Origin of the sequence: Serratia sp. L9 (genome assembly GCF_050632285.1) — a bacterium.
GTDB lineage: Bacteria > Pseudomonadota > Gammaproteobacteria > Enterobacterales > Enterobacteriaceae > Chania.
Map to the genome: position 1 here is coordinate 2,245,009 of NZ_CP192591.1, position 12,271 is coordinate 2,257,279.

The 12,271-nt window shown below is 49.7% G+C and carries 13 protein-coding genes and 1 pseudogene; 13 read left to right on the top strand and 1 reads right to left on the bottom strand.

Annotation, left to right across the window (positions count from 1 at the left end):
- Window positions 1–27 precede the first annotated feature (27 nt).
- From ACQ86O_RS10685 to ACQ86O_RS10740, 12 genes are all read left to right on the top strand, one after another.
- Window positions 28–2,586, top strand: coding sequence for a fimbria/pilus outer membrane usher protein (locus ACQ86O_RS10685; RefSeq protein ID WP_431225197.1), 2,559 nt, complete (start codon window positions 28–30; stop codon window positions 2,584–2,586).
- Window positions 2,587–2,593: 7 nt separating this feature from the next.
- Window positions 2,594–3,241: a hypothetical protein gene (locus ACQ86O_RS10690; protein ID WP_431225198.1), complete on the top strand. Its 648-nt coding sequence runs from the start codon at window positions 2,594–2,596 to the stop codon at window positions 3,239–3,241.
- A 2-nt stretch (window positions 3,242–3,243) separates the two neighbouring features.
- A complete protein-coding gene (locus ACQ86O_RS10695) occupies window positions 3,244–3,696 on the top strand; it encodes a fimbrial protein (protein WP_431225199.1) in 453 nt (150 codons plus the stop codon).
- Window positions 3,697–3,758: 62 nt separating this feature from the next.
- Window positions 3,759–4,304 (top strand): fimbrial protein, encoded by a 546-nt coding sequence (locus ACQ86O_RS10700; RefSeq protein ID WP_431225200.1) that lies wholly within the window; start codon window positions 3,759–3,761, stop codon window positions 4,302–4,304.
- A 362-nt stretch (window positions 4,305–4,666) separates the two neighbouring features.
- Complete coding sequence (locus ACQ86O_RS10705) at window positions 4,667–5,290, top strand: LuxR C-terminal-related transcriptional regulator (RefSeq protein WP_431225701.1); 624 nt, start codon at window positions 4,667–4,669, stop codon at window positions 5,288–5,290.
- Between the two features lie 65 nt (window positions 5,291–5,355).
- Window positions 5,356–6,024, top strand: coding sequence for a LuxR C-terminal-related transcriptional regulator (locus ACQ86O_RS10710; protein ID WP_431225201.1), 669 nt, complete (start codon window positions 5,356–5,358; stop codon window positions 6,022–6,024).
- A 209-nt stretch (window positions 6,025–6,233) separates the two neighbouring features.
- Window positions 6,234–6,674 carry a hypothetical protein gene (locus ACQ86O_RS10715; RefSeq protein WP_431225202.1) on the top strand — a complete coding sequence of 147 codons (441 nt, stop codon included), beginning with the start codon at window positions 6,234–6,236 and terminating at the stop codon, window positions 6,672–6,674.
- Window positions 6,671–7,042 (top strand): LuxR C-terminal-related transcriptional regulator, encoded by a 372-nt coding sequence (locus ACQ86O_RS10720; RefSeq protein ID WP_431225203.1) that lies wholly within the window; start codon window positions 6,671–6,673, stop codon window positions 7,040–7,042. Before ACQ86O_RS10715 ends, ACQ86O_RS10720 begins: the two co-directional genes overlap by 4 nt.
- A 14-nt stretch (window positions 7,043–7,056) precedes the next feature.
- A complete protein-coding gene (locus tag ACQ86O_RS10725) occupies window positions 7,057–7,503 on the top strand; it encodes a hypothetical protein (protein WP_431225204.1) in 447 nt (148 codons plus the stop codon).
- Complete coding sequence (locus ACQ86O_RS10730) at window positions 7,500–7,781, top strand: hypothetical protein (RefSeq protein ID WP_431225205.1); 282 nt, start codon at window positions 7,500–7,502, stop codon at window positions 7,779–7,781. The genes ACQ86O_RS10725 and ACQ86O_RS10730 overlap by 4 nt, the downstream gene beginning before the upstream one ends.
- Window positions 7,769–8,773: an FKBP-type peptidyl-prolyl cis-trans isomerase N-terminal domain-containing protein gene (locus ACQ86O_RS10735; RefSeq protein ID WP_431225206.1), complete on the top strand. Its 1,005-nt coding sequence runs from the start codon at window positions 7,769–7,771 to the stop codon at window positions 8,771–8,773. Before ACQ86O_RS10730 ends, ACQ86O_RS10735 begins: the two co-directional genes overlap by 13 nt.
- Window positions 8,774–8,775: 2 nt before the next feature.
- Complete coding sequence (locus ACQ86O_RS10740; protein WP_431225207.1) at window positions 8,776–8,910, top strand: FKBP-type peptidyl-prolyl cis-trans isomerase; 135 nt, start codon at window positions 8,776–8,778, stop codon at window positions 8,908–8,910.
- 58 nt (window positions 8,911–8,968) lie between these two features.
- Here ACQ86O_RS10740 and ACQ86O_RS10745 read toward each other — a convergent pair whose 3' ends face one another.
- Entirely contained in the window at window positions 8,969–9,520 is a 552-nt protein-coding gene (locus ACQ86O_RS10745; RefSeq protein ID WP_431225208.1) for a tyrosine-type DNA invertase, read from the bottom strand.
- A 600-nt stretch (window positions 9,521–10,120) separates the two neighbouring features.
- On the opposite strand from ACQ86O_RS10745, the pseudogene ACQ86O_RS10750 reads away from it, so the two are divergent.
- Window positions 10,121–11,772 (top strand): annotated as a pseudogene (locus ACQ86O_RS10750) (multidrug ABC transporter permease/ATP-binding protein).
- Window positions 11,773–12,271: the final 499 nt, after the last annotated feature.

Genomic DNA, 12,271 nt, shown 5'->3' on the forward strand with positions numbered 1-12,271 from the left:
GCTTGGCTGATAAATGGAGTTAAATGGATGAATAACCCGAAGCGTTTAGGCTCTCGCGGATTTAACCGTACCCCTCTGGCTTGGCTTATTTCCTGCCAGGTCGCGGTGCTTATGGGGATTTCCGGTGGTGTACAGGCTCGCGATTACTTTAACCCAGCACTGCTGGAGCTTGATAACCCGTCTCAGCGAGGGGCTGACCTGACGGTGTTTGAAGATGGCCATACTCAGGCTCCGGGTAAATACCGGGTTGATATCTATTTGAACGGTGAGATGCTTGAGACCCAAGATCTTGATTTCTCACTGCAGAGAAGCCCAGAGGGCAAGGACAGCCTGCAGCCTTGTCTGAGCAGCGGCATGCTGGAGTCTATGGGAGTTAAAATTGCTTCCTTCCCATTGATTCAGGCCTCTGGACAATGTGTCAATCTGGCACAGGCTATTCCTCAGGCGTCAGCGACGTTTCGTTTTAACCAGCAACGTTTGGATGTGAGTATTCCTCAAGCGGCACTCAATCTGAACGCGCGTGACTATGTTGCACCTGATAAGTGGGATCAGGGGATCCCGGCGCTATTGGTTAACTATAATTTCAGCGGTGCCAACAGTTGGGCCCGTAACAGTGATAACAACGATAGCAATACGTATTACCTTAATCTGCGTTCAGGGTTGAACCTTGGTGCTTGGCGCCTGCGCAACTACTCTACCTGGAATCGTGATGTTGACGGTGAAAACCATTGGGATTCCATCAATACCTATTTACAGCGCGATATTATTGCGCTGAAGAGCCAATTGGTTTTGGGTGACAGTACCTCGCCAAGTGATGTCTTTGATAGCGTACCGTTCCGTGGGGCCCAGTTGGCTTCGGATGACGATATGATGCCAGACAGCATGCGAGGTTATGCTCCGACGGTACGTGGTATCGCTCGTAGTAATGCCCAGGTCACTATCCGGCAGAACGGCTACGTTATCTACCAGAGTTATGTTCCTCCTGGGGCATTTGAAATTACCGATCTCTACCCGACAGCGGGCAGTGGTGATATGAATGTGACCATCAGAGAAGCCGATGGTAGCGAACGTAACATCGTGGTGCCTTTTGCTTCTGTACCGGTATTACAACGTGAAGGCCGTTTCAAGTACAGCCTCACCAGTGGTCAATATCGTTCTTCCAACAGCAACGTAGACGACACGCCATTTACCCAAGGTACGGCGATCTACGGTTTGCCATGGGGGGCAACCCTCTACGGCGGCGTTCAGGCAGCCAGCAAATATCAGGCGCTGTCCGTTGGTTGGGGCCAGAACCTGGGGGTCATCGGGGCGCTTTCCGCCGACGTGACCCAGGCGTGGTCTAAGCCAGAGCATGAAGATAAAGACAATGGTCAGTCGTGGCGTGTGCGCTACGGTAAGAGCTTTGTTGAAACGGGCACCAACTTCAGCTTGGCGAGCTATCGTTATTCGACGCAAGGGTTCTTTACGCTGAAGGAAACCTTGGATACCTATACCGATGGCAGAACATCGGAGTCCATGAACCACAAGAAGAGCCGCGCCGAGTTGACGATGAGCCAGAGTTTGTGGGAAGGGGGCGGGTCGCTGTCACTTAGCTTGTACAATGAAGATTACTGGAACGATAACCGTCGTAACCAATCGGCAAGCGTCGGGTACAACAACAGCTGGAACGGCGTCAGCTATGGCCTGAACTACACCTACAGTAAAAATGGTTATGACAGCAACGGCGATCGCGTCAATTACGATGACCACATCTTCGCCTTCAATATCAGCGTGCCGTTGAGTAAATGGTTGCCGGGTACCTATGCCACCTACAACCTGAATACCAGTCGCAATGGTTCCACCAGCAACAGCGTCGGCCTTAACGGCACTGCGCTGCCAAATGGCAACCTGAACTACAGCATCAGCCAGGGCTATACCAGCCAGGGCGGCGGGGCAAATGGTAACGCCAACGCGAACTACCGTGGCGGTCTGGGTCGTTTGAACCTGGGTTATGGTTATGACCGCAACCAACAGCGCCTTAACTATGGCGTTGAAGGCGGGATCCTGCTGCATGAAAACGGCCTGACGCTGTCTCAAGCAATGAGTGAGACTGCGGTGTTGGTAAAAGTGCCAGGTGCCAAAGGTGTCAATATTGCTAACCAGACCGGGGTGAATACCGATTGGCGTGGTTATGCCGTGATGCCTTATGCCACCGCCTACCGTAAAAACAACGTTGTGCTGGACACGACCTCCATGCCGGACGATGTGGATATGACAATGTCCAGCCAGACGGTGATCCCAACCCGCGGCGCTATCGTGCGTGCCGAGTTCAAACCTAATATCGGCCAGCGTGTCTTGATGACCTTGCTGATGCAGGGCGGCGCGCCGGTACCGTTCGGTGCCACGGTGACGGATGTCAATGGCGACGGCAATAACGGCAGTATCGTTGGTGACAGTGGTCAGGTGTTCCTCTCCGGGATGTCCGGTAGTGGCATGCTGAACGTGAAGTGGGGCAATGCCTCCACGCAACAGTGCCGGGTTTCTTACAGCCTGCCGGAGCAAAAAGAAATTTCCGGGATCCGAATGATCAACGGCCAATGTTTATAAAGGTTTGATGATGAATAAATTAAAATCAATCGCACGTTGTTCGGCAATAGGGTTGACCCTTGTTGGTAGCCTGGGTTTTATACAGCAGGCATTTGCTTTACCAGGGGTACCCATAGGCCAATGTGTGCCAAGAGATGCGGTAAAGGATTTTCCTTTTAGTTTTACACAAAGTTTTACTGATCCAGAAATGAACGTCGCAGGAAAGACGATAATTAATGCTTCTGCGGCTAGCCCATGGACGAATGGCGTGGGGGGCACCTACTTTGTTAAGTGCGGATGTTCCGGGGCTATCTATAACGAATCGTTTATTTCAGCAATTCCAGCTTCATCAAATGAAGTTTATTCTGATGGGACGAAGCGATATTTTGCTATGACAAGTAACCCTTATCTGGCCGCCGCCAGTGAGGTATTTATCGCCGGGGGAAAAATAAAAACTACCCAGTGCCATTCTATAACGAAGGCAATGGTTGGTATGCCGCGGCGCATAATTGTAATGACACAAATGGGATCCAGTATGAAAGTGGTTCCAAGGGGATGGTTCACCTGTACTTCCGGCGACCGTTTGTCGGTGTCACGACCTTTAACGAGACATTGCTGCATATTTATATCAACTCGGAAGCGGGTGCTGGCCAAGGGAGCCCTGTTGCTCAGGTAACCATGTCCGGTTCCGTGACGGTACCGCAGAAGTGCGATATTTCTGGCGGTATGACGATCCCTATCGAGTTTGGTGACATTATGTCAAACAGCTTTAAAATGGCCGGGCAAATGCCTGTCGGTTTTAATAAGGTGCATAAAGAACTCACGTTGAAATGTAACAATATCTCCGAAGGGGTTAAAGTCAGTCTTTCCATACAGGGAACGCCGGACCCACGCTTTAATAACGCATTAAAGACTGAAGATAATGAAGATATTGCCGTGCTGTTTGAAAACTCAGCCGGGGTGGTTATTCCAGTGCAAACGGGTCTTTTGCCAGCAGAAATGAATGGTCTTGGGCAATTAGAAAGCACCGGCAAGGCTGATGTATATATGTACCCGATTAAAACTGGGGATAAGTTACCGGCTGTCGGGGAGTTTAATGCTACAGCCACGGTTAAGGCAGAGATTCAGTAAATCCAGCTGCTGGTGAGTTGCTGTAAATAGACAAATCAATATCAACAAAAGGGAATAATATTATGATGGACCTTAAGACGTTGTTTAAAAGTACCGCATTGTGTTTGGCGCTTGCGGGTATGGGAATTAGTTCTTCTGCACTGGCAGCAGACGCTACATTGAAAATCCACGGCACCGTCAAGGCTTCACCTTGCACCGTGGAGGCTGATGATGCTTCCGGCAATTACAATGTTGCTCTGGGTGATGATATTCAGGCTGCCAGTCTGACTGCTGGTGTTGGCAGTGCATGGAAAGATGTAAATCTGAAATTAAAGGATTGCCCAAGTTCAACCACCTCTGTTACGGCGAAGTTCTCTGGCACCCCTGCGACTGAAACTGGCGGAACGGATCTGTATAAGAACACCGGTGATGCTGAGAATGTGCAGATTGAGTTACAAAACAAAACGGCAAGCACCAGACTGGGTGACAACAGCACCATGGAAGTGCTGGTTGTTGGTGCAACCAATGATGCTATTTTCCCACTGCAGGCCCGTGCTTACAGTGTTGCAGGTGGAGCAACGCCAGGCACGATTATCGGTACGGTACAGGTAGCATTTACCTACCAGTAATAGCAGCAATAAAAACCCTTTTCCGTCATGAGCAGATTATTGCCCCATTGCCTCATGACGGAGTTTTGCCTTACCTGTGTCTGAAAAATTGTAGGTTGGGGCTTTTTTAGTTTGTAACTCCTTGACACCATTTTGTGATCTCACACGCCGGGAAAAGTTAAAAAAATAGAACCCTCATTAAATAAATAATAAGAGGGCGGTGACGATGATGAGCACCAATTTTTAAGGGCGTAACTATTAAAGAAAAAGCAACCTGCAAAAAGCAGAGAAGGGAGAACAAATATGACGATGTCTCATACCTATCAGCGAGTGAGTGCGCATTCCCCGCATGCATACGGGCAGAAGGGGAGGGCGTGATTGTAATGGAATCCTGCCCAATCACGGCTCTCGGTATGCGTAATATTTTGGCCCAGTCTTGTGGGTTTGCGGACGAGGTGCAACTGGTCAGTAATCTTTCAGAGATCCCCGGTTTGATGCGCCATCGCCCCGCCAAGTTACTGATTATGGAATTGTGCGGTGAAGAAGAGTCGGTGTTGGACGGGTTAAGGTTGATTGCACTTTGCCTGGAACATTGGCCAACGACCTCAATGATTGTCTGTACTGCACTTGACGATCCCCGAGTGCTGCAATTGCTGACTGCATCCGGGATCAAAGGCCTGGTCCTCAAGCAGGAACCTGCCGTTGCCCTGGCGCAATGTGTGCAGCAGGTGATCGCAGGTCGCCGCAGTTACAGCCATAAGGTCAGGCAGTTGCTGGCTAACCAGTCCGCCGGTGGCAAAGCGTTGACCGCCCGTGAACTGGACGTGCTGGCCTATCTGTTTTCCGGCAAGAGCGTAACTACCGCTGCGTTGATGATGCATCGTGACGTTCGTACCGTCAGTACCCATAAACGTAATGCCATGCACAAACTGGGTTTCCATAGTGATGGTGAGCTCTATTTGCAGGGCAAGTGGATGGCAAAAACCGGCCCGGTGTTTGCTCGCTAATATTGATACCGACATGCGCCTGTTCCCTGGATGGAATGAGCGGGATATTTATACAGGAGTAGTTTATGGATCCATTGACGCAAAAACCGATCGGCTTGGCACTGATGGACCGCAGTCCACTTACCCTGACGGGGCTGTCATGCTTTATTGGAACGCTTAACGTTGCCAATGAGATTATTGTGCAGGAAACCAGCATGGCCGCGGTTTCCGAAGGGTTGCTGTATCAGCCTGTCGATATTCTGATCACTGAGCTGAATGGCCTGAATGAAACCACGGCACAAGGGCGGGAAGCCCTGCTGAGTTTGTGTGCTCAGTTGCCTGCGTTACGCGTGATTGTTTATACCCGCTGTCAGAAAGGCGAAGATCTGTGCCGGTTGCTTGAGATCCCGAATATCAGCGTTGTGTCCCGCGGTGATGAACTGCAATTGGTCAGTGAGTTCTTCAACCGGGTATTCAATGGCGAGCGCGTATTAAGCCCGATGATCGGCTCTTACCTGGCGCGTAACGATTCCGATGATGTTTCAAGTATGCATAATCTGACACGCTGTGAAAACGATGTCCTGACATTCTTGTTCAACGGAATGAGCCTGCGGGAAATTGCTGAGCTGCAACATCGCAGTATTAAAACCATCAGCGCACATAAATGTAATGCCATGCGAAAATTGCAGGTCAAAAATGACAGTGAGCTGTTTTCGCTTAGAAAAAACATTACCCAGCAGTTTGCGTGCGATTAATCGCCGGTAATAGGGGCTAGCCCTGTCCAGGTCATCAGGCGTAAAAGGAGTATCCTTTAACCCAATCTTTTCAAGCCGCAGCGTTGTTATCTTCACTTGGTTACCAGGCCCATCCTTGGGTCTGGTCCTGTGAGAAACGCTGCAACTTGAAATGTTTAGGGTATATATCGTTGGGTAAACTGGTCAGGTTCTCAAGGAAGGGAATACTTATGACTTTATGCAGCCCACGGATCACTCGTGTTGCACTGCTAACCCCTTGCCAGTTGATGGAGCAAGGGTTTGAACGTTTGCTTGAAGAAATGGCGGATATCCGGCTGAGTTGGTGTATGGAGTCCGTAACTGAAGCCAGCCTGCGTTTGATCACATCCCCTGTCGAAATGCTGATTGTTGTCATCAGCGCTCATCAGGCCGAGTGTCAACGACACTTACAGCTTATTCGTGCCCTACGCCGGACGCGCCCAGGGATGAAAATAGTCGTGATACTGGATGTGTATATCCCCTATTTTCTGCAATTACTTGCCGAGCAGAATGTTGATGGCATTTTGAGCCAACATGAACCGCTGGAGCAGCTAAGAGACGCAATCAGTCAGGTGGCTGAGGGGGGATTTACTGCAGTACCAGGCTTGAGGGGGCTCTGCCTGAGGAGTTGAGCACTGCAAAACCCGCGGCATTAAGTCTGATGGAGTTGAAGGTATTGCAGTATCTGTTGCAGGGATGCTCAATCAAACGTACCGCCAATCTGTTGTCGCGCAGTGAAAAAACGATTATGGCGACCAAAGGCAAAGCTATGCATAAGCTGGGTATTAAACACAGCGCCAATCTGGTTGCCATGCGGGAGATGCTGGAATATCTGTATCTGGAACAGATCCAATCGGATGGCGAACAGCCAGATGATAGAGACGATGTGGTCAAGGGTTTTCAAAAACATGACAGCGGAGCCAACAGAGAAATAGAAACATTGCCATCATGGTTACTCCCTGTGGACCTGATCCATTCGCGGGTGGCTCTTATTCAGTAAGGAAGGAATAGAATTTGGAACAGCTTCAGAATATCAGTGGGCGGCGGTTGATGGCCGGGTTGCTCGTCAGCAGTGGCTTGCTGTTGGTGGGTTGCGAAAGCAAAAATGCCGTGACTTCTTTAGTCACTCAGCCAGCGGTGTCTGCACCTGTAACCGCTGAAACACCGCCTGAGCCGGTCCCCGAGCCACAACCGGCGGTAAAAGAGAGCCGCATGGGGTTGTGCCAAAGTGAACTGGCTTCGTTAAAAACCATCAGTCCTAAAGCTTATGATGTCCGGAAGGCCTACTTCGATAATCTGGTGAAAACGGCTTCGGTTTACAGTGCCGTTCGGGGCGAAGTTAACGCACAGACCAAAGATACCTTAGACGCACTGTATAAATATAAAACCAATCAGGTTTGTGCTGAAATTGAGCGTGATGTGCTTAATGGTCTGATACGTCGAGGGGAGAGCGTGAAGTGAAACGGGGCTTAAAATTCGGCTGTCTCTTTACCTTGGCGCTTCCTTTTGGCTGCGCCTTTGGTTCGGATCAACTCAAAGACGACATGAGTTCGACGATACAATCCCTGGAAGCGATAACCAGCAAAGTGGATGATGCGCCGGCACTTTTGCTGTTGACCCCCTCACAGCTGGAAGCCGTCAGCCCGCCAGTCGAAAAAGAAGTGCCGCCAAACCCGCCAGACGCTCATCAAGCCAGAGAGCCAGCGAGCCGGGTTCAGCGACTCAAGTGGCCGAATTAAAGGCTTTGCAAGCCAAAGTCAATCAGTTGAATGCCGCCCTTGGCCAGCAGGAACAGGAACTGAAACAACTGCGCCAGGCTGCCCGGCAAGATGCTGACGCGCGTGCCGAAGTGGCACATTTAAAGCAGAATTTGCAGGAAAACCTACAGGCGACAGAGCAGATGCAGCAGGATCTGGCTGCGGCAACGGCGGTAAAAGCAGATAATTCAAAAGATAATGGCCGGTTACAACAGGCACTCGACAAAAGCCTGCAACAAAGTTCGGCATTGCAAAAGCAACTGGATGTATTGGCAAAATCACATAGTGATAATAACCAGGAAAGTAAGGTCCTGCTGGCTGAGCTGAACGACAGCCGCAAACAGAATGAAGGCCTACAAAACCAATTGGTGGCAGTGCAGCGGCAGGCAGGTAAGCATCAGTTGGAAAACAGCGTGTTGCAACAGCAATTGGCTGTGGCCGCGTTGCAAAAAGAAGAGTTGGAGCCAAAATCTGCAGAAGAGATCCGAGACTACGCGATCGGCAGCGCGTTGGCTCAGGATATGCTGGCCCTGTTGAAGGAGAGGGCGGCTCAGGGCATTGACGTTGATAATCGTTTGGCGTTGGCGGGAGTAAAGGATACCTTCGCTGGGAAACCGAAATTACAGCAGGCCCAGATCGAAAAGGCGCTGGATGCCACCGAGGTAGTGCTGAGCAGCAATCAGCAGCAGCAAAAATTGAATACTGAAACGGCGGGTTCCCGCTATATCGAGCAATTTAAAAATCAAAAGCAGGTGAAAAAAGACGCCTCGGGTTATTTCTATCTTGTTGATAGTATCGGCAAGGGTCGCATTGACGTTAACAGCATTGTTACGGTAGTAGTAAAAGAGAGCCTGGCAAACGGTAAAGTTATCAAGGATATGGATGCTGCGGGCACGTCGATCACCCAGCCTTTAAGCAGTTTCCCCCGATGTTCAGATCTGCAATTACACAGTTGCAAAATCACGGCAGTATGACGATGGTAGTTCCGCCAACCTTGGCTTACGGCGACAAAGGCCTACCACCCGACATCCCGCCGGGTTCTACAATGGTATATAACGTTAAAATATTAGATGTGGTGGCTCCTGCCGATACAATTTCTCCTGTAAATTAAAAGACAATATAGCCTAACATTATTGTGGATGTAATATAGAATGATTCGAATATTTGGCTTAAATATGTATTATCCGGAAGCGTTCAACGTTGCTAGCAGTATAAATAACAGTATTCTGAATGTTTCTATGACCAAGATAGTCTTGAATTAGCCGGGTATCAATCCCTTTATCCGCAAGGGCATAGCCGCAAGAATGGCGTAGCATGTGGGGATGAACCTGAACGCTGATGCCAGCTAATTCGCCGTAGGACTTTATTAAACGGTAGAGCTGCTGGCGCGAAATTTGCCCGCCATGGCGCGAAAGAAATAGCCACGGGCTGTCAGACTCCAGGTAGCGTGGGCGTTGCGACAACCACTTGCTCAGCGCCAAACGCTCGCGGATTTGAATGGGATGTTGCACCGAAAAACCATTTTTTAAGCGCGATACGTGTAAACGGTTAGTGGCGAGGTCAATATCCTCCAGGCGTAATCCCCGCAGTTCACTGACCCGTAACCCATGAATAAAACACATCAACAACATACAACGATCCCGACAACCATTGTGTCCATCCGGTATAGCAGAGATCATCCTCTCAATTTCAATATGAGTGAGATATTTTCGCTTTTTCATTTTATTTTTCCTGCATTACAGAAAGCAGATATTTTGGGTGATATTCTTATTTAAACATTGAATACTGCTACTCAGCAAACGAAATAGCAATGATACATACTAAGAACTTTCTGTGAAAATTTCAATGAAACGAGTGTTCAAGAGGTGTTGGCCATTATTGGTGTGAAAAAAATAGCCTATCTGCTCATAAAGTAATCAGATTGTTTTGCGATGTCTATCACATCAAATCTTGAAATGCCTGATAAAAGTGGAGTTTTAACCCTGGGTGTGAAACATCTTGCGGTTACTGTAATGCGCCATTTTCCGTCGGTATTGAGATATTTACCTATTGAGTTGGATTTTATTTAATAGCATTAACTGTTTATTGTCACGGGGGTAATTGCTTTTATTCACCTTTTTCCGCTTTGTAGAGCACTTTTGGCAACGTCCACCTTGATAAAAGGTAGCGCTTATCCTGTGGAAGGGCCGGTTAAATACCCCGGAGTTGGGTAAGTTTGTGTTTGGTCCTTTAAATAAAAAACAAAATGAGAATTGTTATTGATATCACGCTTTCGCCGACTACAATGCCAGCCTTGCATTGATTTCTAGGTAGGGTTTCTCATGGAGTTGTTACGGGTGGTCTTCCACCAATATCGTTGGCCATTTCTGGCAGTAATGGCGCTGACCATGGCCAGTGCTGCGCTGGGTATCGGCATCATTGCATTTATCAATGTGCAGTTGATGGGAGCAGCAGGTAACCCGTTAACCGTATTGCCACAGTTCCTGGGTCTGTTGGCCCTGCTGATGGCGGTAACGCTGGGGTCACAGTTGGCTTTGACTACGCTGGGTCATTATTTTGTTTACCGCCTGCGTGGCCAATTGGTGAAGCGGATATTGGATACCGATATTGAACGCCTGGAGCAATTGGGCAGTGCCTCGCTGCTAGCCAGCCTGTCGAGTGATATCCGTAATATCACCATCGCTTTTGTCCGTCTGCCAGAGTTGGTGCAGGGGGTGATCCTGACTTTGGGGTCAGCGGTCTATCTTGGCTGGCTGTCGCCAGCGATGTTAGGGGTAACGGCGCTGTGGGTGGCGGTGACCATTTTCGGCAGCTGGTATCTGGTCTCCAGAGTTTATCGTCATCTCAGCAGCGTACGTGAAGCCGAAGAGCGGCTCTATCAGCATTATCAGTCGGTGATTGATGGGCGAAAAGAACTGGCGCTGAATCGTGCGCGGGCTAAGGTGCTGTTCCAGCAGGCTTATCAGCCTGATGCTATTGACTATCGCTACCATATTATCCGGGCGGATACTTTCCACCTCAGCGCCGTCAACTGGTCAAATATCATGATGCTGGGCGCTATCGGCCTGGTGTTTTATATGGCCAACAGTTTGGGTTGGGCGAACACCACGGTGGCCGCGACTTATTCACTGACTCTGCTGTTTCTGCGCACGCCATTATTGCAGGCGGTGGGGGCGTTCCCTACGTTGATCAGCGCAGAAGTGGCTTTCAATAAACTAAAGGCACTGAAACTGGCCGACTATCAGCAAGACTTTCCAGCGACCCAGACCAGGGCATGGCAGACGCTTGAATTGCGCGAGGTGGTCTTCCGATATGCGGCCAGCGATGATCAATCCGGGTTTGCCATTGGGCCAATTAATCTGACGTTGCAGCGTGGTGAACTGGTGTTCCTGATCGGTGGTAATGGCAGCGGTAAATCGACGTTGGCGATGTTATTAACTGGGCTGTATGTGCCGGTCAGTGGGCAGATCCTGCTGGATGGCGCTGTACTGACTGCGGCTGACAGATATGATTATCGCCGGTTGTTCTCGGCCGTTTTCACCGATTTCCACCAGTTTAATCACCTGCAAGGGCCGGATGGGGCAGAGCCGGATGCTGAACTGGTAGAAATCTGGTTACATCGGTTAAAAATGAAGAGCAAACTGGCGTTTGATGGAGCCCGGATCACTAATCCGCAGCTTTCACAGGGCCAGCGTAAACGCCTGGCTTTATTGTTGGCAGTGGCGGAAAAACGTGACATTTTACTGCTGGACGAATGGGCGGCAGATCAGGATCCCCAATTCCGGCGCACCTTCTACCGTGAATTGCTCCCCACCTGCGTGACATGGGGAAGACCGTTTTTGCCATTAGTCATGATGATCATTATTTTGAACATGCGGATCGTCTGCTGCAAATGCGTGAAGGGCATCTGAGCGAACTGGTTGGGGAGGCTCGCCAGCAGGCCAGCAAGGATTCTGTCAGCCAGATTGGCTGATAATCAGGCTATCATCATCCAGGTTCCTTCCCTTTGGGGCGGCGTTGCTCGCCCCTGTCAACTGGCGGCATCAGAGGTTACCTCTTTGCCTTGCCGAACCTGGATTTGTTAAGAATTATCCATAGGAATAGGCGAATGTAACGATTGCTTCTAGCGATGATAAATAATGCCGCGATTGGTTTAGTCTATACCCGCGCCTTTCAAGTCCCAGCGTTGTCACCAGCACTAACGGTGCTGGACAGGGGAGTGCCAATAACGCGGGCGCAGGGATGTGCTTTGAGCAGAAAACTTGAATTTATAAGGTAGATATCTGAGTGGTTGCCAAGGCAACTTATTGGAAACAGGGTAGTCAGGAACAAGCCGATGGATAGCAAACCGCAAACACTGACAGGAAAGACCCAGTTACCAGGGAAGGCGATTTTCCCGCCCGCCTGGCAACTGAATGAACTGCAAAGACGCTTTATTGATGATCTTTGGCTATCAGAAGAGGATGCCAAAA

Bases quoted from the DNA above. Each gene is read 5' to 3' on its own strand.
- ACQ86O_RS10685 (WP_431225197.1), top strand. From the start codon at position 28: ATGAATAACCCGAAGCGTTTAGGCTCTCGCGGATTTAACCGTACCCCT.
- ACQ86O_RS10690 (WP_431225198.1), top strand. From the start codon at position 2,594: ATGATGAATAAATTAAAATCAATCGCACGTTGTTCGGCAATAGGGTTG.
- ACQ86O_RS10695 (WP_431225199.1), top strand. From the start codon at position 3,244: ATGTCCGGTTCCGTGACGGTACCGCAGAAGTGCGATATTTCTGGCGGT.
- ACQ86O_RS10700 (WP_431225200.1), top strand. From the start codon at position 3,759: ATGATGGACCTTAAGACGTTGTTTAAAAGTACCGCATTGTGTTTGGCG.
- ACQ86O_RS10705 (WP_431225701.1), top strand. From the start codon at position 4,667: ATGGAATCCTGCCCAATCACGGCTCTCGGTATGCGTAATATTTTGGCC.
- ACQ86O_RS10710 (WP_431225201.1), top strand. From the start codon at position 5,356: ATGGATCCATTGACGCAAAAACCGATCGGCTTGGCACTGATGGACCGC.
- ACQ86O_RS10715 (WP_431225202.1), top strand. From the start codon at position 6,234: ATGACTTTATGCAGCCCACGGATCACTCGTGTTGCACTGCTAACCCCT.
- ACQ86O_RS10740 (WP_431225207.1), top strand. From the start codon at position 8,776: ATGGTAGTTCCGCCAACCTTGGCTTACGGCGACAAAGGCCTACCACCC.
- ACQ86O_RS10745 (WP_431225208.1), bottom strand. From the start codon at position 9,520: ATGAAAAAGCGAAAATATCTCACTCATATTGAAATTGAGAGGATGATC.